This is a genomic window from Citrobacter sp. VF227 (genome assembly GCF_052950715.1).
Map to the genome: position 1 here is coordinate 406,443 of NZ_JBRFVF010000002.1, position 16,932 is coordinate 423,374.

At 49.0% G+C, this 16,932-nt stretch carries 23 protein-coding genes and 1 pseudogene; 14 read left to right on the forward strand and 10 right to left on the reverse strand.

Going from position 1 to position 16,932, the window contains the following annotated elements:
* Positions 1-354 precede the first annotated feature (354 nt).
* From ACU8YC_RS09400 to ACU8YC_RS09440, 9 genes are all read right to left on the reverse strand, one after another.
* Positions 355-669 (reverse strand): hypothetical protein, encoded by a 315-nt coding sequence (locus tag ACU8YC_RS09400; RefSeq protein ID WP_446895270.1) that lies wholly within the window; start codon positions 667-669, stop codon positions 355-357.
* A gap of 160 nt (positions 670-829) precedes the next feature.
* A complete protein-coding gene (locus ACU8YC_RS09405) occupies positions 830-1,150 on the reverse strand; it encodes a DUF550 domain-containing protein (RefSeq protein ID WP_446895271.1) in 321 nt (106 codons plus the stop codon).
* A gap of 201 nt (positions 1,151-1,351) precedes the next feature.
* The gene (locus ACU8YC_RS09410; protein ID WP_446895272.1) at positions 1,352-2,143 is read right to left on the reverse strand and encodes a hypothetical protein; all 792 of its coding nucleotides are present in this window, start codon (positions 2,141-2,143) and stop codon (positions 1,352-1,354) included.
* Positions 2,144-2,435: 292 nt separating this feature from the next.
* Positions 2,436-2,684: an XRE family transcriptional regulator gene (locus ACU8YC_RS09415; RefSeq protein WP_446895273.1), complete on the reverse strand. Its 249-nt coding sequence runs from the start codon at positions 2,682-2,684 to the stop codon at positions 2,436-2,438.
* The gene (locus ACU8YC_RS09420) at positions 2,681-2,992 is read right to left on the reverse strand and encodes a hypothetical protein (RefSeq protein WP_446895274.1); all 312 of its coding nucleotides are present in this window, start codon (positions 2,990-2,992) and stop codon (positions 2,681-2,683) included. The genes ACU8YC_RS09415 and ACU8YC_RS09420 overlap by 4 nt, the downstream gene beginning before the upstream one ends.
* Before the next feature lie 18 nt (positions 2,993-3,010).
* Positions 3,011-3,760 (reverse strand): ATP-binding protein, encoded by a 750-nt coding sequence (locus ACU8YC_RS09425; RefSeq protein ID WP_227093158.1) that lies wholly within the window; start codon positions 3,758-3,760, stop codon positions 3,011-3,013.
* 2 nt (positions 3,761-3,762) lie between these two features.
* Positions 3,763-4,674, reverse strand: a complete 912-nt coding sequence (locus ACU8YC_RS09430) for a replication protein (RefSeq protein WP_446895275.1) — start codon at positions 4,672-4,674, stop codon at positions 3,763-3,765.
* Between the two features lie 84 nt (positions 4,675-4,758).
* Positions 4,759-5,298, reverse strand: coding sequence for a toxin YdaT domain-containing protein (locus ACU8YC_RS09435; protein ID WP_446895276.1), 540 nt, complete (start codon positions 5,296-5,298; stop codon positions 4,759-4,761).
* An 11-nt stretch (positions 5,299-5,309) separates the two neighbouring features.
* Positions 5,310-5,528: a YdaS family helix-turn-helix protein gene (locus ACU8YC_RS09440; protein ID WP_446895277.1), complete on the reverse strand. Its 219-nt coding sequence runs from the start codon at positions 5,526-5,528 to the stop codon at positions 5,310-5,312.
* Between the two features lie 99 nt (positions 5,529-5,627).
* On the opposite strand from ACU8YC_RS09440, the gene ACU8YC_RS09445 reads away from it, so the two are divergent.
* The 14 genes and pseudogenes from ACU8YC_RS09445 to ACU8YC_RS09510 all read left to right on the forward strand — a co-directional run bounded on the left by ACU8YC_RS09445 (position 5,628) and on the right by ACU8YC_RS09510 (position 15,871).
* Complete coding sequence (locus tag ACU8YC_RS09445) at positions 5,628-6,020, forward strand: helix-turn-helix domain-containing protein (protein WP_446895278.1); 393 nt, start codon at positions 5,628-5,630, stop codon at positions 6,018-6,020.
* A gap of 68 nt (positions 6,021-6,088) precedes the next feature.
* Positions 6,089-6,673, forward strand: a complete 585-nt coding sequence (locus tag ACU8YC_RS09450; protein ID WP_446895279.1) for a DUF6932 family protein — start codon at positions 6,089-6,091, stop codon at positions 6,671-6,673.
* The gene (locus tag ACU8YC_RS09455) at positions 6,663-7,592 is read left to right on the forward strand and encodes a hypothetical protein (RefSeq protein WP_446895280.1); all 930 of its coding nucleotides are present in this window, start codon (positions 6,663-6,665) and stop codon (positions 7,590-7,592) included. Before ACU8YC_RS09450 ends, ACU8YC_RS09455 begins: the two co-directional genes overlap by 11 nt.
* Before the next feature lie 358 nt (positions 7,593-7,950).
* Positions 7,951-8,109, forward strand: a complete 159-nt coding sequence (locus tag ACU8YC_RS09460) for a hypothetical protein (RefSeq protein ID WP_181681410.1) — start codon at positions 7,951-7,953, stop codon at positions 8,107-8,109.
* A complete protein-coding gene (locus ACU8YC_RS09465) occupies positions 8,106-8,306 on the forward strand; it encodes a hypothetical protein (RefSeq protein ID WP_446895281.1) in 201 nt (66 codons plus the stop codon). The genes ACU8YC_RS09460 and ACU8YC_RS09465 overlap by 4 nt, the downstream gene beginning before the upstream one ends.
* Positions 8,306-8,503 (forward strand): DUF1482 family protein, encoded by a 198-nt coding sequence (locus tag ACU8YC_RS09470; protein ID WP_414236982.1) that lies wholly within the window; start codon positions 8,306-8,308, stop codon positions 8,501-8,503. The genes ACU8YC_RS09465 and ACU8YC_RS09470 overlap by 1 nt, the downstream gene beginning before the upstream one ends.
* A 7-nt stretch (positions 8,504-8,510) precedes the next feature.
* Positions 8,511-8,672 carry a YdaE family protein gene (locus ACU8YC_RS09475; RefSeq protein WP_446895380.1) on the forward strand — a complete coding sequence of 54 codons (162 nt, stop codon included), beginning with the start codon at positions 8,511-8,513 and terminating at the stop codon, positions 8,670-8,672.
* A 21-nt stretch (positions 8,673-8,693) separates the two neighbouring features.
* Positions 8,694-9,046 (forward strand): annotated as a pseudogene (locus ACU8YC_RS09480) (DNA breaking-rejoining protein).
* A 126-nt stretch (positions 9,047-9,172) separates the two neighbouring features.
* Complete coding sequence (locus ACU8YC_RS09485; protein ID WP_446895282.1) at positions 9,173-12,091, forward strand: RecE family exodeoxyribonuclease; 2,919 nt, start codon at positions 9,173-9,175, stop codon at positions 12,089-12,091.
* Between the two features lie 11 nt (positions 12,092-12,102).
* Positions 12,103-13,188, forward strand: coding sequence for a RecT family recombinase (locus ACU8YC_RS09490; RefSeq protein WP_446895283.1), 1,086 nt, complete (start codon positions 12,103-12,105; stop codon positions 13,186-13,188).
* Positions 13,189-13,227: 39 nt separating this feature from the next.
* The gene (locus tag ACU8YC_RS09495; RefSeq protein ID WP_446895284.1) at positions 13,228-13,470 is read left to right on the forward strand and encodes a DUF4060 family protein; all 243 of its coding nucleotides are present in this window, start codon (positions 13,228-13,230) and stop codon (positions 13,468-13,470) included.
* Between the two features lie 66 nt (positions 13,471-13,536).
* Positions 13,537-13,785: an excisionase gene (locus tag ACU8YC_RS09500; RefSeq protein WP_097728163.1), complete on the forward strand. Its 249-nt coding sequence runs from the start codon at positions 13,537-13,539 to the stop codon at positions 13,783-13,785.
* On the forward strand, positions 13,760-14,806 hold the full coding sequence (locus ACU8YC_RS09505; protein WP_446895285.1) for a phage integrase Arm DNA-binding domain-containing protein: 1,047 nt from the start codon (positions 13,760-13,762) through the stop codon (positions 14,804-14,806). The genes ACU8YC_RS09500 and ACU8YC_RS09505 overlap by 26 nt, the downstream gene beginning before the upstream one ends.
* A gap of 246 nt (positions 14,807-15,052) precedes the next feature.
* A complete protein-coding gene (locus tag ACU8YC_RS09510; RefSeq protein WP_423390280.1) occupies positions 15,053-15,871 on the forward strand; it encodes a pyridoxal phosphatase in 819 nt (272 codons plus the stop codon).
* On the opposite strand, the gene modC is transcribed toward ACU8YC_RS09510, so the two are convergent.
* On the reverse strand, positions 15,872-16,930 hold the full coding sequence (modC, locus tag ACU8YC_RS09515) for a molybdenum ABC transporter ATP-binding protein ModC (protein WP_151219577.1): 1,059 nt from the start codon (positions 16,928-16,930) through the stop codon (positions 15,872-15,874).
* Between the last annotated feature and the right edge of the window lie 2 nt (positions 16,931-16,932).

Consider the following 16,932-nt stretch of genomic DNA (forward strand, 5'->3'; position numbering starts at 1 on the left):
ATCACAAGAAATACATTGCACTAGCTCTAAGCTCCTGAGTACTCTTACCGTGATACTGGCGTTGGTTGCCACACATCCAGCAAGAGCACAAGCATGGGGTTCGATAAACAATACCTAAAGCGACCACCCCACCAGCACCAATATTGTTGTAATGGTTTCGTTTGGCTTTAAGCCTTTTGGTGTGGTGCCGACGCATCGCGCGTTTTTGTGATTTCATGATAGAACTCCATAATTAAATCAGGAGCGGTCACACCTTCGCATGACCGCCTCAACGGGAGTTCTGAATAGATAATTTGTCTCATTATAAAAATATATCACCAATGTTCAGATACAAAAATCCCATCGGTATGGGCTTTACTGTGCCGAGTTGTATCTTTTGTACTGCTCCAAGCCAAATTCCAAGCTTCCCTTATTAATGTCAACCTCTTTAGTACAACTCACAAGGTTGTTACTAATATCATTTAGCTTTTGAGCTTCATTACCCGGCCCTGCATTTGAAAGCCAGTCCGTCATTGAAATCTGAACATCACTCATACAGTTGATTTGTTGAATGTTGAACTTAAACATATGCCAGATAAATGACATTTCGGAAGTAACAAAAGGCAAGCCGACTAGAGCTGAAAATGCCGCACCGAAGGCTATACGAAGCATCAATTTTCTCAACCCCATATTTCACTCCAGCAATCAAATATAGATTTTAGGTATCGACGTGACAGGAATATTCTGTAATGTAATTACTAAAATTTACAGTAATCCTGAAAGCCAGAAAAGAACAACAGGTTTTCCAGCTCGACGATACGCTTCGTGGCGTATTCCAGTTGCGGGTCCATCACTTCTCTCCCTGATCCTGTTCAGTTTTGATATGCAGGCGAGGCTCCCCGTCTTTCGGCTCAGGCCATTCTCGCTGCTTGTTTACCTCCAGCTTTTCTACCATCGCCAGGGTAATCTGCTCGTCACTGATACCGGCACGACGTTGTGCATCCCATAACAGGAATTGCATGTCAGCCCATTCGCTAAGGTCGCCGGGTTCAGCAGCAGCCTCGAGCGCTTCTTTGGAAAGGTGCTTCAGCGGACCAACTGGGCCGACATCGCCGAAAGTGACATCAGACCATTCGGCATGCTCACGGCGAACCTTTTCGCGGTCCGGCACTACCGGCGCTGGAGGGGAGGAGTAGGGAGGAGTAAAACTTTCCCACCCGCAGATAATGCGTTGTACTCGTTATACTCATAGCCTTCTGCATCACCGTACATATACACCACAGATTCGGTGTCCATTGTCACCAGCAACATACCGGTGAATTGCTGAATTTCTTCTGGATTCATGGTCATTTTGAATTTTGATCTCCTACTCTTAGTCATTCATCCAGGCAAACGGAACCGTCGCGACGTGAATGACCTGGGGAGGGTCCAGACTATTTATCAGAGGCATATGAGGAGACGGCAGAGTTCTGGGTTTTGGACTGCCCGCGGGGCGGGGTACGGCAGCGGTAAAGTTCAGCACTGGTACTCCCCCCACCCCCTCAACTTCCATCAGCCGATTACGTTCAGCCTGATCAGCATCACGAAAAACTAACCTTAGAGGACGAACCCCGGCAATACAGTGTGCACTGAATGTCCTGTTATTCACCACGATTAACCTACCAGCCTCTCTTACGACGGTAACCCGGCATCCTAACCCATAGCCCAGTGCGTCGGGCGTAGCCGCTAGCAGAGGCTTACCTGCTAATTCGGCTTCACGTGCGCCCAGTAAACGGACTTGCCCCTGGAAATGATGATTAACGGACATCTGCCCAAATAATATTGAAGGATAAGAGAATGTTATGTCCGCTCTCCACAAATTTAAATTGTTAAGTAATGGGGGGGTATTGATTTCTGTCGGAATAAATAAAGGGCCTCCTGGAGGAGTCATCGGCCACCGGAATAGAGATTTCATACGGAAATACAATAAATATTCTGTTAACTTTATGAAATCAGGTGACATTCTTAACCGGTTTATCTGATACGCCTGCAAATCCTCGAACAGAGAAACCAATAAATCTCCATGATTGGCCAGTGTTGGCGCTCCACGTCTAGCTTCTGAAGCCAGTCTCGCCTTATTAAAAGCTGCCACTACGTTATCTACCACATTAATCGGTATCATCATTCACTCCTTGAATTTTTGTTCAGACATACGCGGGTATAATCAGCGCTGGCGACAAATTTATATCAGAAACCAAATATCCAACTAAAAACTAGTGATTTCAAACTATAAAACAAAAATTCCAGTTCCCCAAACATATTATTTTCCAGTTACCACAAGCTATGTTAGGTTTCGGTGATTACGGAACTTAATTAGGAGATCTATTGTGCGCCCCACCAGTTCAACTCAACTCCCTGCAGACAATTCGTCGTTGCGCGTGCATTCTCAATCGTTGAGTTTGCTGCTGATAGTTCGCTCATGCTGATGTTATCCCGTATTTATCTGATAACTCGCCCATTTGCCTGTGGATTTCCGCAAGGTCACACCCTGCACACCCTAGAGCTTCGGCAATGAGTTCTTCCTGTTCTTTAGATGGCCCGGCCTGCATAATTTGATTGATTTTCCTGCGAGATACACCGCAGTGTCTGGCAATGCTGATGATCGTTACGCAAGCATCTTCCGCCATGGTTTTGACCATCCATCGGTAATCACTCCACTCGTTCATGCTGATGCTCTCCCGTAAAACGCCAGAACCCGCTTCATCGCCGGACTTGTGCGGCAAATTGATGTGACCATGTTTTTTCTCGTGTTCGGTTTGATCTGCTTAATGTTCAACTCCCCGCCAGGCTGAAGTGAATAGACCGGGCGATGCGGCTCGCCAGTGCGGATTACTACCGCTCTGCGTACCAGGTGAAGCAGCAAGTTGTGTGCCTTCTTGCAGTCGCATCCCAGAAGGTTCTGAACCTGACGCGGCGTTACGGTCTGGTTAGTCCGAAGAAAATCAACGATTGCCCACAGTGATTTGCTTGCCATAGTGATTTCCCCTCGAAGTTATTTAACGATCCGGAGATGGCTAACGTTCTTGCGGTAGCTGCCCCAGTCAAAGTTCACCCACATCCCGCCATCCATCTGGAGACGGTCGATAACCCGCGCGCCCAACGCTCCGAGAAGTTCTTCGTGGTTCAGGTTCGTCAGGATCCCCACCGGACGCATCGACGACAGGCGACGGTCGATAACCTGATTCAGAATGACTTTCTCTCCGTTGCTTCCGCGCTGAATACCGACTTCATCCAGTACCAGCAGATCGACTTTGCAGAGGTCATCCAGAAGCGAAGCCTCTGACTGCCCACCGTCGTAGCACTCGCGAACGCGTAGCATCAGGTCAGGGATAGTGACGACCAGCACGCTATGCCCGCCAGAAAGCAAATGATTTCCGATTGCTGCAGCGAGATGGTTTTTCCCGGTACCAGGGCCACCGCTAAACACGAAGCTCGCGAACCCAGCACCGAAATTCTGTGCGTAGCTCTTTGCCATCGTGAAGGCTTTGCGCTGCCCTTCCCCGGATACCTGGTAATTCGCGAACGTGCAGCTGCGATGTAGGCTTTGAATTCCTGAGCGACCGAAAATTTTCTCTGTGCGCGCTTTCTGATTCAGCTTGTCCAGCTCTTCGCACCGCTTCAGGCCTTCTTCCCGTTGCCACGCCAACAACTCTGCTGCACTGGTGAACTTCGGCTGAACGCCAGGTGGAATGAGTTTTTTCAGGCGCTCAAGCGCACTTCCTGTACCAACCATGTTTTTCATCGCTACCCCCTGAATCCGGTCGGAATCGCTTTATCTGGCTCAGAAATGTGATTCACATCCCGGCCTTTTTTGCGGTCGTTGAGAGCAAACTTCGGTTTGAATAGTCCCTGGTACCCGTTGGCGATACTGGTGTTGATCACATCAACCGGGTCATGCCCTTCGTCCAGGCAGGCCTTCAGCAGATTGAATGCTTTGGTGACCGTCAGCTCAGTTTTGATGGCTTTGCCAGACTGTTGGCGATAGGCAACCCACTCACTCCAGGACACAGAATCAAGCCACTCAGGAACAGGAATTGTCAGCGGGTCAAACTTCACCTTCCCCTTTGGGGGATTAGAGGGGGTTAGATCTGTATTTATATTTGTATTTGGAAGAATGTCTTTGGTGTTCCCTGTTTTCAGGGATACCTCTCCCTGTTTTTGGGGATGGTTATCCCCGTTTTCAGGGATGGTTGAAGGGGTAAAGCTGCTATCCCTGAATTCAGGGATGGTAATAACCCATGTAACAACTTCAGCAGGCGGGAAAGCCGCTGGACACTTAGTGCAATTTGGCTTGGTGTACGCCCATTTATCCAGGCTGGTATTAATCCCAATGTATCTGGTTTGCCCAATTCGGCGCAGAATGATGATGTTCCGGTAGGCAAGGCTAAGCACGGCTTCAGATACGTGTTTCACCTTCAGCGTCGTTTTGTCTGCAATGAGGCTATTGGCGATGCGGTCTGATTTCTTAGACCAGCCATAGGTCAGGCGAACGATAGCATTCAGTACCCGGAACTCGCGCCCGGATAGCTCGACGATACACAGGGCATCCTGAATCTGGTTGGCTAAGCGTAGATAGCCTTTCTCCAGTTCAGCCATGCTGCTCTCCTGTATCCCCTGCCGCGTGGGGAATTTGTATATTTCAGCGGTATTTGACATACTATTCTCCGCAATTACGCACAGTTTTTGCACCTGAAGGCCGTTGGTGTTCGAGCACCACGGCTTTCGCCATTTTTGAACCGGTCATATAGCCCCCAGCATCATCTGCACCATCTCCATCAGTGGACCAGTTAAGCCAGGGTCAACGCGGTACATCTCCACGATCCCCTCGCTCAACTCTTTCAGCTTCTGATGACGTGGTGCATCCATTGCGACGGCAATCTTCGCTTCGCTGGTTTCTTTCTCCAGCCGGGCCAGACGGGCCATTACGTTGTCTTCTGGTAGCAGGCGATTGCGGAACTCGAGCGGCAGAACAGCAAGAATTGCCGGGGTCAGTTGGCGAACGTTCTCGCGGTACCGTTCGCTGTTGAAATGGTTGTCCAGGAAGCGGAAAAGCTTCTGACGCTGTCGGCTGAGATCGCCAGGGAAAGTAATCTCGTCACCATCCTGCGCCCGGTACTCTTCGACGATCAGAGCAGAAACGACATCCTGACCATCTACACCCGCCCAAGAACGAACCGCATCACGAATATCTTCATGGCTCGGTCCCTTATACGTTTGAGCGCGATTTTTCATTATCCCTTGGATAATGTCGCTATCATTCTGATAAGTAAGTGTCTGCATGGTTAACGCTCCTACTTTGGTAATCCATCAGAGGGATTGGGATAGAGATCTGGGCGCAGTTCGTGGGGGGTCACTCCAGTAGCGCTGTAAATTGGAAGTACCCGATCAGCAGGAACCACGCCTTGATAACGATTCCTCCAATGACTAATAGTCATTGCGCTTACTGCCAGTAGTTCGGCTAACCGGGTTGCGGTTCCTGCTTTAGTAATGGCTTTATCAATTGCTTTCATATTTGACTCCTGTGGAAACCATTGGATTAAACAAAATGTTTATCCACATGTCAACATTTTGAATATTGAGCTAATAAACTTTTGGTTTAGAATTATGTTATGAAAGAAAAAACTCATCAGATTAATCACCCACAGGTGCAGAGGCTTAACGAGATCCTCGAACTTAAGAATTTGACCAAGTCAGACATGGCTCGCATTTGCGGAGTCAGTGCTCAGTCGGTCAATAATTGGTTCGTACGCGGCACAATTGGGAAAAGCTCAGCGATAAAACTGGCAGACGCGCTTGGGGTGAGTCTTGAGTGGGTTCTAGGGCAAGAGGTCGACGAGAAGGACGGATTAAAGTCCGACGAACGGAGATTGCTCGAACTCTATCGCCAGCTTCCTGGCGATGAAGAAAAGCAGAATTTCATGAGGGTGTTGTCTTTACGCCTAAAAGAGCTAGATGCTATGTACGAAAAGTACATGAAGGGTCGGATTACAAAATTAGAATAAATTAATAAAAATCAACGGATTGAAATAAAAATATTATCAATTTTTAAAATGATTACAAAGGATCGCCATTGACTACATTGACCACCCCACTGTGGAATTCGATGGGAGTGATTCCGCCAATAGACGAGGCTGACCCTACCAGCCATGCTCGCTCTCCATACGTAATGGACATAGTGAATTTTGTTAATATGTTTGCTCTCACAGCAACACGAAGAAAGATTCTCAAAGGTTTTTTGGCATACCGGACGTGCTTGAGCCAGGTTGGACTAACAGATGGATTCCAGTGGGTTGACGGGAGTTTCACAGAAAATATTGAACTTACTGAGCGACGCGCGCCCAATGATGTAGATGTTGTTACTTTTTTCAAGTTCCTCCCGGGTGACGATGACTCATCAGTAATAAATCGAAACCCCGAGTTGTTTGATCATGATTTTGTTAAAAAAAATTACCTAGTAGATTCGTACTATGAGGGACTTGATGCTCCGGGTCATTATCTTGTCGATAGAACTGTATATTGGTACAGTATGTGGGCACATAAACGTGATTTATCATGGAAGGGATTTATTCAAATCCCCTTAAACCCGCAACTTGATGTTGTTGCGTTAACTATACTTAATGCAAGTGATGCTGAGGAGGCAAACAATGAATCGTAACGATTATATGTTCGCACTCAGTGAACGCGAACAACTAAGCAACCTATTGAAAAACACGCCAGAAAGCTCTTCGATAAGCAGAAGAAGTTTAGAAACTCGTCTTAAGAAAGTTGAGAGTATAATTTCAAAAGCAAACCTCTTGAAGCACGAGCCGACCAATGCAGTTCTCACATTCAAAGGCCCTACAGTAATGGGGACCCATGGCATTTCTGCATCATTCGGCACAAAAGCACTATCATTTTTCAATGATGCAATAGCTTACGTTGCAAGCGCATTCAATGGTCCACTACCTGCATCAGGAAAAATACCAAACATTGAAAACAATCATTTAATGATTACATCTGCGGCCAGGGGCTCTTTTGGCTTTGTCTTAGAGGAATTCAGACCAGATGCACCTCTCTATTTTGATGAGCAAACTCCTGTATCTAAGGCCTTAGAAAAGACCCAACAAATTTTACAAGCCAGCTTAGATGGTGATAATGAAAAACTATCCGATGCCCTTGAAGATCTTGATCAAAGAGCATTAGATAAAATCAGAGGGTTTATTCATTATCTATATGAAAATAAAACCGTTTTCACTCTAAAAAACGACAACTATAGTATCTCTTTCCGAGAGCCAAAGCAGCTTGAAAATACGTATAAGCAATTAGGAAGTGACAACATAAAACAGGAGATTATCGAGGCAGATATTTTCTTCTTAGGTACTCTACCAAATAAACGCCAATGCGAATTTATCGAACTAGGTTGTACCGAGATAAAAACCGCAAAAATTGATAGGTCTATTGAGGATCCGAACGTTATCAACAGACACTTAGGCGTGAAGGCTAAAGCTACGTTTTCTAAAAAGACTATCGGCGAAGGAAGACCAAGATTCACTCTTATCAAACTACCTGAATGGGCAAAAAACGCCCAAGATTGATATTGTAATAGTTATCACATCGCCACCCCATCTCCAATCCCAGCCTCAGTGCTGGGATTTTTTTTGCTTTAAATCTGCGGAATACGCGCAGCAGCCTCTCTGTTTAAACAATATGTTTATATAAAAATACTCATTTTGTTGACATGATTTTAAACTTTGTGTTTAATGAAATTACCAAGACTCAACACGACCACCGAGGCAGGACGCCCACGAAGTAGCCGTCCGGAGCATACGAAGACCGGAATGAGGTGGTGAGATTAACGCGCAGTAGGTTTGAAACGTTCCGCCAGCCTGGCGACAAGGGCAAACACAGAAGTGAGCTTCGCGGTGGTGAACTGCAGAGTTAAAACGCTCAACCGTGAAGATCAGCGCCGCGGCGCCACCAGCGAAGTTCACTGAGTTCCAGCAACAAGGTATCGAGGGTGAGATGGAAAAAGCATACGAGGAATACTTTGAAGGTCTCGCCGATGGCGAGGAAGCTCTCAGTTTTGCAGAATTTAAAGAGGCTCTGTCATGAAAACCGCGAATGCAATACCAAACAACGGTCGCGCCGTTCCAATGAGAAATAGCCGTACCGGCGCAGCCTGGCAGGTTTCCTATGACTACATCAACGGCACCTACTGGCACGAACCGCAAGGAAATCTGCGTCATATCCGCAGCCCGTATGCTTCGCGCACCATTGGTCCGAATCTGGTTCCAGCAGGTACGCACTGATGAACACCCTTTTCGCATTAGTGCTGACCATTGGCATGACCAACGGCGATTTTCAGGATGTGGTTCTGGGTGTTTATGACGACCAGAACCTGTGTGAACAGGCTGTCGTTGAACAGCAAGTTTCAGGGAGTTGCTACCCAGTTGAAAGGATCATCAGTAGCGACGAATTACCTGCTCAGGCAGACGTTAAGTTCTGAGGAAATGATGATGCAGACCAAATGCGGTTATTGCAGCAAGCCGGTTAAACCGGAAGAAGTAATCAAAAGCACCCTTCTCTATCTCAACGGCTCACAGCTGGCGCGCAAAGAGAAAGAGTATTGTTCCAAGCGCTGCGCTTCTTACGACCAGATGGCGCACGAAGGCTAAATAGCAGTCTCGAAATATGAAATCCAAAATTCGCCATTAGTTTGGCGTGGATTCTTACACCCTGAATAAACCAACAGGAATAATTTATGCAAATCGTAAAAGTCGAATTAAATCTGAAAGCAGTAAATAAAGAAATCGCATTATTCAACTGCGAAAAGAAAGTGTCTGGCGTTATTCACTCAGCCCAAAGCGGTGAAACAACCGTCGTTCTCGATGGCGGCTATGTGCTCGGTCAGTTCGATTGCCCTCACTGTGCAGTAACAGCTATTTCACTGCTTGCGGTTCAGGTAAACGATGGCGATAAGGCCGGGTTTGGTAACTACCGAAGCTACAAACTCGATTACTCAGAAAGAGTTTTCATCACCGTTCATTAAGAAAACGCCCACCGAAGCGGGCGTGCCCTGTCCGGTCCAACCGACCAAAGCGTACCGGACATAACAACCTGATATATCGGGGTGCTGTTAAGGCACCTCCATTCTACACGAATCGAGGATAAAGTAATGAGTGGAACTAATCCTGTATTTTTAGTCCGCAGGGCAAAAAAGCAATCAGGAAATAAAGATGCGGTGCTCTGGTGCAGCGATGATTTTGAGGCTGCAAATGCAACGCTGGATTATTTGTTGATTAAAACCGGCGCAAAGCTGAAAGATTATTTTAAAGCTGTTGCCACTAATTTCCCTGTCGTTAACGAATTGCCTCCAGAAGGCGAACTCAGCTTAACGTTTTGTGATTTCTACCGCCTCAGCGACGACAACATGACATGGGAACAAATCCCCGGCGTTACGTTGCCCTCTTCTGATGCTGCCGCCGAAGCACGCCAGCATATCGTTAACGGCGTGGATACCAATACCGGCGAAATCCTGGAGGAAAGCGCAAGTGCTGTTGACAGTATGAGCACAGGCAATACTTCGACGCCTGCTCTCACTGTTATCGCCACCATGCCTTTCCGTCATCGAGTTCTGGCTCAGTTCATTGGTGATGGTGAGTATCTCTATCACGTCGATGCCGCACAGAAAAAAGAAATCGTTAGCCTCGAAATGGATACTGATGAATCGTACATCCAGAATCTGCTGCTGGCCGCTGAACACGTTGAAGACTTTAAAAAAGCCATCGAGCACGATATTCATAAAGCAGTCAATGCTGTTAAAAAAGCATTCCCTGTCGATGGAAAAATCCCTGAACTCGCGACCTTAATTCAGTTTTTGAAATTGTGGTTCGCTACAGATCATATTGACCGCGGTATCCTTGTTCGCGAATGGGCTGCAGGTAATCGCATCAGTAGCGTGCAGCGTACTGATTCCGGCACCAATGCCGACGGCGGTTACGTCACTGACCGTGGACCTGATGCACACCACACCCTTGACACTCTCGATTTAGAGATTGCCTGTGCCCTTCTGCCTATGGACTTCAACCACTTCGAGATCCCGGGCAGCATTCTTCGTCGCGCTAAAGAAATCGTGACCAAAAAAGAAGAACCGTGGAAATCGTGGAGCAGCATTCTGCGCAATCAGCCTGGCGTTCTTGGCGTTAACCGCACGGCTATTTTTAATCTGGTACGTATCGCGCCGGAAAATATTCATCTCACTCCTGTCGCTCACCTGGAATTTGTTAACCAGACCATGACAGCCGAGTTCAATTCCGCGGTCGAGTTATTGCCATTACATGAGGCTGAACCCTCAGCACAGGAAATTTCCCAACCTGAAAGCAAGGAGTCTCCGCGCAAATCCTTTTGCACTCACGAAGATAACCTGCAACGCGTGCGTGAAGAAGGAGCACGCCGCCGCGCAGAGGAAGCGGCAGCTCAACCGCAGAAAGTCGAACAAGAGCTGGTTAAAAATGTCGGCAACGGAATATTCGACGTTACGGCTTTGCTTCAGAACTCAGCAACTCATGGCACGAAAAAGGCAACGGAGACCACCAGCAATGTGCAGGTTCAAGAAACTGTCAGTGATGAAAAACAGGCTGGTACTGAAGTGCAGTCAGGCGAAAGCAGTCTGGAAACTGGTGAAAAGTCAGATACCAGCCAGCAAGCCGATGTAAACCAGAATACGGAATCTGTCGCCCAAATTAGCGATTCTGTAAACCAAACCGAGCCTGAAGCGCAATCTGACGAACCGGCTGTTGTGTACCCTGCTTACTTCGAGCCAGGCCGCTATGAGGGTTTGCCGAACGAGGTTTATCACGCAGCCAACGGTATCAGCTCAACACAGGTGAAAGATGCGCGAGTGTCGCTGATGTACTTCAATGCGCGCCACGTAGAGAAAACCATTATCAAAGAACGCTCTCCGGTTCTGGACATGGGTAACCTGGTACATGCGCTGGCGTTGCAGCCAGAGCAACTCGATGAAGAATTCAGCGTTGAACCCGTAATTCCGGAAGGCGCATTTACCACCACGGCAACGATCCGCGCGTTTATTGATGAGTACAACGCCAGCTTGCCAGCGCAACTGAGCGCAGACGATATCAAAGCTTTGCTCGAGGAATACAACGCCACTCTGTCTGCTCAGGTGCCGCTGGGTGGTTCAGTCGAGGAAACTGGCCAGAGCTATATGTCGCTGCCAGAAGATTACCAGCGTATCGAAGCGGACCAGAAACAGACCGCAACGGCAATGAAAGCCTGCATCAAAGAATACAACGCCACTCTGCCTGCTCAGGTGAAAACCAGCGGTAGTCGTGATGCGTTACTCGAGCAGCTGGCAATCATCAATCCTGACCTGGTGGCCCAGGAAGCGCAGAAGCCGCAACCGCTAAAAGTGTCCGGTACCAAAGCGGATCTGATCCAGACCGTGAAGTCTGTTAATCCGGACGCCGTCTTTGCCGACGAACTGTTGGATGCGTGGCGCGAGAATCCGCAGGGGAAAGTGCTGGTCACCCGCCAGCAGCTGAGCGCTGCACTGAGCATTCAGAAAGCCTTGCTCCAGCACCCGACCGCCGGCATGTTGCTTCAGCACCCAAGCCGCGCCGTTGAGGTGAGCTACTTCGGCTTTGACGACGAAACCGGACTCGAAGTCCGTGTACGCCCGGATCTGGAAATCGACCTGGACGGGGTGCGCATCGGCGCCGACCTGAAAACCATCAGCATGTGGAACATTAAGCAGGAAGGCCTGCGCGCCAAACTGCACCGCGAAATCATCGACCGTGACTACCACCTGAGCGCGGCTATGTATTGCGAGACCGCAGCACTGGACCAGTTCTTCTGGATTTTCGTCAACAAAGACGAGAACTACCACTGGATCGCCATCATCGAGGCATCCCCCGAACTACTGGAGCTGGGCATGCTCGAGTACCGCAAGGCGATGCGCGCTATCGCTACCGGCTTTGACACTGGCGCATGGCCAGCGCCGATCACCGCTGATTACACCGACGAACTGAACGACTTCGACCTGCGCCGCCTTGAAGCGCTGCGTACTCAGGCATAAGGGGAATGAAGATGCAAAACACTAACGTAACTGTAGCTGACCAGAACGCCGTAATTAACTCCAACGTGGCCCTGTTTGATTCCCAGTATCTGAACGCCATCAGCGCATTTGCTCAAATTATGGCGCAGGGTGCGGCGACAGTCCCCAGACACCTGCAGGGAAATCAGGCTGACTGCATGGCAGTAGCAATGCAGGCGGCACAATGGCAGATGAATCCCTTTGCCGTAGCACAGAAAACGCACCTGATTAACGGCGTTCTCGGATACGAGGCGCAACTGGTAAATGCTGTGATTTCACGCAGCGGCGTGCTGGCAAACCGCTTTGAATATGAGTGGTACGGGCCATGGGAAAAAGTAGTCGGGAAATTCCAGATTCGTAAAGGCGACAAAGGAGAATACCGTGTTCCTGGCTGGACCCTTGCTGACGAAACGGGCATTGGCATCATCATCCGCGCAACGCTGAAAGGTGAAGATCAACCGAGGGAACTTGACCTGCTACTGGCACAGGCCAGGACTCGTAATTCAACGCTTTGGGCTGACGACCCTCGCCAGCAGCTCGCTTATCTCGCCGTGAAACGTTGGGCGAGACTGTTCTGCCCGGATGTAATTCTCGGCGTGTATACCCCTGATGAACTGGATGATCGCCGTGAAGAGCGAGAAGTTAACCCTGCTCCGGCGCAACACGTTAGCCTGTCTGAAATTTCAGGTGACACCATAACATCCACGCAGAGCAAGCAGGAAAAATCAGGAAACATCGACTCACTGGCAGATGGTTTCCGCGAACGCATCGATGCCGCACAGGATGTTGATTGCGCCAAAGCACTACGCGCTGATATCGAAAGTGCGAAGGCCACACTGGGTTCAGCCCTGTTCACCGAACTGAAGAATAAAGCAGTGAAACGCTATTACCTGGTTGATTCACGTAACAAGGTCGAAGCCGCGATCAACTCCCTGCCGTCTCCGGACGAACCGGATGCAGCAGCGCGTTTCGGTGAAGTTGAGCGAGTTCTTGCGGCGGCCAAGCGTCACCTGGGCGACGAGCTACACGATAAGTTCAGCATCACCCTGGCCGATATGAAACCGGAATACGTGGGCTAACAGATTTGGGAGGGTTCTCCCTCCCATTGAGGAGATGTAATGCGACTGATTAACCGAGGCAATCAGCAATCCCCGTTAGCGCGTCAAGCATGTGACATAGCGCTGGCCACTCATCACGAACGCTACGGCGACTACGGGCGCAGCAAGATGAAGGAGACATACACGGTGAGAGTTGAAGGTGTGAAGGTCTGGGTTGAGGTGGTTAACCGTAATGCGAGTTATGTGGCCACGGCTATGACAGGCATGCGCCGGTTGCGCGCGCTGCCAGGGCAAGTTGCCTGATAACGAATTATCAATATTTAAACCCGGTCTGGTTTACAGTTCAGACCGGTAATGAGGTAGGTAACTATGGCCCTTATTACTCTAAAAGAATGGAATGATCGCCAGCCACGACCTCGCAGCATCGAGCAGGTGAGGCGTTGGGTTAGATCAGGACGTATTCAGCCACCACCGATGCTGGATGGACGTGAATATCTTGTTGAAGAAAACGCGGTAAAAGTGCACCTCAATGGGCAGTGTTTTAGCGCACCTGTTAGCAGAAATAAACTAAAGCTCAAAGAGAGAATCAGACATGGCCGGTCGGAGAAGAAACCTTAAAACAAATGATCTCCCACCCAATCTGTATGTTCGCAACGGGTACTACAGCTACAGGGATCCACGGTCAGGAAAGGAATTTGGCCTTGGGCGAAACAAAAGAGTTGCAGTAAATGAAGCTGTAGCAGCAAACATGGAATTAATGTCGTCTCAAAATGAAAGCTTGCTTGACCGCATCAACGGCAAAAGCTCCACTTTATTTGATGAACTGGTTACCAATTTCAGGGATGAAATTGACCGCCGTAAGTTAAAACCAAATACATTGAAAAGACACAATCACAGACTGAAATTAATCAGCGAATATTTCAAAGGTGTTCCAGTGAAAAATATAGGTGTTCGCGAGGTGTATAGTTTTCTTGAGGAAAGAGCCACGGGGGAAAAGTTTTCAATAGCCAATCAGTTCAGGTCACTTTTAACCGACCTGTTTAAAACCGCTATCGCAGCCGGACTTACTGAGGAAGATCCCGCAGCGGCAACCAGACCATTCAGAACTGAAGTTAAGCGTAGCCGTCTTTTGATTGATGAATACCTGCAGATAAGGAATGTCGCAAAAGTACAGAACGAATGGTTCGCCCTTTGCATGGATCTTGCACTGGTCACAGGACAACGTGAGGGGGATTTATCAACTATGAGGTGGGCCGATATCGAGGGTGAAAAACTTTGCGTAGAACAGCAAAAAACTGGAGCGAAGATCCGTATATCACTTTCGACCAGAATTGAGAAACTCGACCTAAATCTTGCTGACGTTTTGGAGAAGCTAAAAAAGATAAATGACAAAAGCGATAAAATTCTTGGCGGTAAAGCAGCAAGAACAATTGCGGCACAGTTCAGAGCTGCGCGTGATGCCTCAGGCCTGACGTGGGAAGGAGACCCTCCGCCATTTCATGAGATTAGAAGTTTGTCCGGAAGGCTACATTCAGAGGAAAAAGGAAGTGATTTTACTCAAACAATTTTAGGCCATCGTTCATCCAGCATGACGGATAAATACAGAGATGGCAGAGGCCGTGAGTGGAAAGAGATTTAGAATGAATTTCGAATGATATCGGAATATATTACATAAAATATTGTTTTTTAAGTGATTTTTAAAAAGGAGTGTTTGCTTCATGAATACTCCTTTGCTTTTTGGCAGGTGGCAGCAATTGCCTGACACACGCCTAAGGTAGACGCTTTTAACGGTGAATGCTTAATTAAGGCTCAGAATTTTGTCCGGCTCCCGTCTCGGTGTACCATTCCAGCAGACAAAATTCTCAACCTTAATCTGGAAATAACTATGACCGCACGCGTGATTGCCCTGGATTTAGACGGTACGTTGCTGACCCCGAAAAAAACCTTGCTGCCATCCTCTCTCGAAGCGCTCTCGCGCGCCAGAGAAGCAGGCTACCAACTTATCATTGTCACAGGTCGCCATCACGTTGCTATTCATCCTTTTTATCAGGCACTGGGGCTGGATACACCTGCAATTTGCTGCAACGGCACCTACTTGTATGATTATCAAGCAAAAAAGGTACTAGAATCCGATCCCCTCCCGGTAGACCAGGCATTACAGCTGATCGACATGCTGGATGAACATCAGATCCACGGGCTGATGTATGTGGATGAAGCCATGCTGTATGAGCGCCCAACCGGGCATGTGGTGCGTACCGCTAACTGGGCGCAAACCCTGCCGCCGGAGCAGCGCCCAACCTTCACCCAGGTGCCTTCGCTGGCGAAGGCTGCGCATGACGTCAACGCCGTCTGGAAATTTGCCCTGACCGACGAAGATATTCCGAAACTGCAACAGTTTGGTAAGCATGTTGAACAACAGCTGGGACTGGAGTGTGAATGGTCCTGGCACGATCAGGTCGACATTGCCCGTAAAGGCAACAGCAAAGGACGGCGCCTGACCCAGTGGATTGAAGCCCAGGGGGGGTCAATGGAAAACGTCATTGCCTTTGGCGATAACTTTAACGATATCAGCATGCTGGAAGCCGCAGGCACTGGCGTGGCTATGGGTAATGCGGACGACGCGGTCAAAGCCCGCGCCAATATCGTGATTGGTGATAACACCACCGACAGCATCGCGAAATTTATCTATTCCCACCTGCTGTAATCAGGCAGTAATCGACACGCTCTTAATTTGGGCATACAGCCACTGGCCGGGTTTGATCCCCAGTTCATCCCTGGCCCATGGACTGATCCTCGCCCACAGCGTTTTACCACCCACTTCAAGCTGAACCTCCACCTGACCGTTATCGTCATAGCACTGCGCGACCTTCGCCCGCAGCACGTTACGAATACTGGTCTGCTGCGGCGGTTGTAGCACCAGCGAAACATCAGAGGCCTGAATACGAATACGCAGCGCGGTTTGCAGTGGTTGATCCAGTTTATTGACCCACAAATGCTGATCGCCAAGCGCCAGCGCGGTCATCGCGTAGTGTGGATGATGTTCCAGTACGCTGACTTTCAGAATGCTGCTTTGCTGCTCCTTCGGCAGCCACGGGTGCATCACGCTGCTGCCCCAGACATCTTCCAGCGAACCGAACGCTTTGACCTGCCCGCTTTCAAGCACCATTACTTTGTCGGCCAGGTGCAAAATTTCATCCAGCGAGTGGCTGACGTACAGCATCGGAATATTAATTTCGCGTGCCAGACGTTGCAGGTAAGGCAGCAGTTCACGCTTACGCGGAATATCTAACGAGGCGAGCGGCTCATCAAGCAGCAATAACTCAGGTGCGGTCAGCAGCGCCCGACCGATGGCGACACGCTGCTTTTCACCACCGGAAAGCCCGCCGGGCAGACGATCAAGCAGCGGTTCAATGCCCAACAACGCCACCAGCTTATCAAACTGTCCGGCCATGCTTTTCGCCATGCCGTAGCGCAGATTGCCGCGCACCTTATAATGCGGGAACAGACGCGCATCCTGAAAAACATAACCCACCCGGCGTTTTTCAGGCGTTAAGCAGATACCCTTCTCAACGTCGTTTAATACCCGATCGTTGAGCACGATGCGTCCGGACTGCGGCTGTGTCAGACCGCTGATGGCGTTAATCAGTGAGGTTTTCCCCGCGCCTGAAACGCCAAAAATCGCGGTGATCCCACTGGCGGGCAGCGTTTCGTTGAGCGTCAGACAGTGCGTCCCCAGCGTCTGGGTGAAATTAAGTTCCAACATGA

Excerpts from the sequence above, each read along its gene's own strand:
- ACU8YC_RS09510 (WP_423390280.1), top strand. The coding sequence starts at position 15,053 with ATGACCGCACGCGTGATTGCCCTGGATTTAGACGGTACGTTGCTGACC.
- ACU8YC_RS09445 (WP_446895278.1), top strand. The coding sequence starts at position 5,628 with ATGAAAGAAAAAACTCATCAGATTAATCACCCACAGGTGCAGAGGCTT.
- ACU8YC_RS09475 (WP_446895380.1), top strand. The coding sequence starts at position 8,511 with ATGATGCAGACCAAATGCGGTTATTGCAGCAAGCCGGTTAAACCGGAA.
- ACU8YC_RS09425 (WP_227093158.1), bottom strand. The coding sequence starts at position 3,760 with ATGAAAAACATGGTTGGTACAGGAAGTGCGCTTGAGCGCCTGAAAAAA.
- ACU8YC_RS09400 (WP_446895270.1), bottom strand. The coding sequence starts at position 669 with ATGGGGTTGAGAAAATTGATGCTTCGTATAGCCTTCGGTGCGGCATTT.
- ACU8YC_RS09490 (WP_446895283.1), top strand. The coding sequence starts at position 12,103 with ATGCAAAACACTAACGTAACTGTAGCTGACCAGAACGCCGTAATTAAC.
- ACU8YC_RS09485 (WP_446895282.1), top strand. The coding sequence starts at position 9,173 with ATGAGTGGAACTAATCCTGTATTTTTAGTCCGCAGGGCAAAAAAGCAA.
- modC (WP_151219577.1), bottom strand. The coding sequence starts at position 16,930 with ATGTTGGAACTTAATTTCACCCAGACGCTGGGGACGCACTGTCTGACG.
- ACU8YC_RS09435 (WP_446895276.1), bottom strand. The coding sequence starts at position 5,298 with ATGCAGACACTTACTTATCAGAATGATAGCGACATTATCCAAGGGATA.
- ACU8YC_RS09420 (WP_446895274.1), bottom strand. The coding sequence starts at position 2,992 with ATGGCAAGCAAATCACTGTGGGCAATCGTTGATTTTCTTCGGACTAAC.
- ACU8YC_RS09505 (WP_446895285.1), top strand. The coding sequence starts at position 13,760 with ATGGCCGGTCGGAGAAGAAACCTTAAAACAAATGATCTCCCACCCAAT.
- ACU8YC_RS09495 (WP_446895284.1), top strand. The coding sequence starts at position 13,228 with ATGCGACTGATTAACCGAGGCAATCAGCAATCCCCGTTAGCGCGTCAA.
- ACU8YC_RS09500 (WP_097728163.1), top strand. The coding sequence starts at position 13,537 with ATGGCCCTTATTACTCTAAAAGAATGGAATGATCGCCAGCCACGACCT.
- ACU8YC_RS09415 (WP_446895273.1), bottom strand. The coding sequence starts at position 2,684 with ATGAACGAGTGGAGTGATTACCGATGGATGGTCAAAACCATGGCGGAA.
- ACU8YC_RS09410 (WP_446895272.1), bottom strand. The coding sequence starts at position 2,143 with ATGATGATACCGATTAATGTGGTAGATAACGTAGTGGCAGCTTTTAAT.
- ACU8YC_RS09470 (WP_414236982.1), top strand. The coding sequence starts at position 8,306 with ATGAACACCCTTTTCGCATTAGTGCTGACCATTGGCATGACCAACGGC.
- ACU8YC_RS09430 (WP_446895275.1), bottom strand. The coding sequence starts at position 4,674 with ATGTCAAATACCGCTGAAATATACAAATTCCCCACGCGGCAGGGGATA.
- ACU8YC_RS09440 (WP_446895277.1), bottom strand. The coding sequence starts at position 5,528 with ATGAAAGCAATTGATAAAGCCATTACTAAAGCAGGAACCGCAACCCGG.
- ACU8YC_RS09465 (WP_446895281.1), top strand. The coding sequence starts at position 8,106 with ATGAAAACCGCGAATGCAATACCAAACAACGGTCGCGCCGTTCCAATG.
- ACU8YC_RS09455 (WP_446895280.1), top strand. The coding sequence starts at position 6,663 with ATGAATCGTAACGATTATATGTTCGCACTCAGTGAACGCGAACAACTA.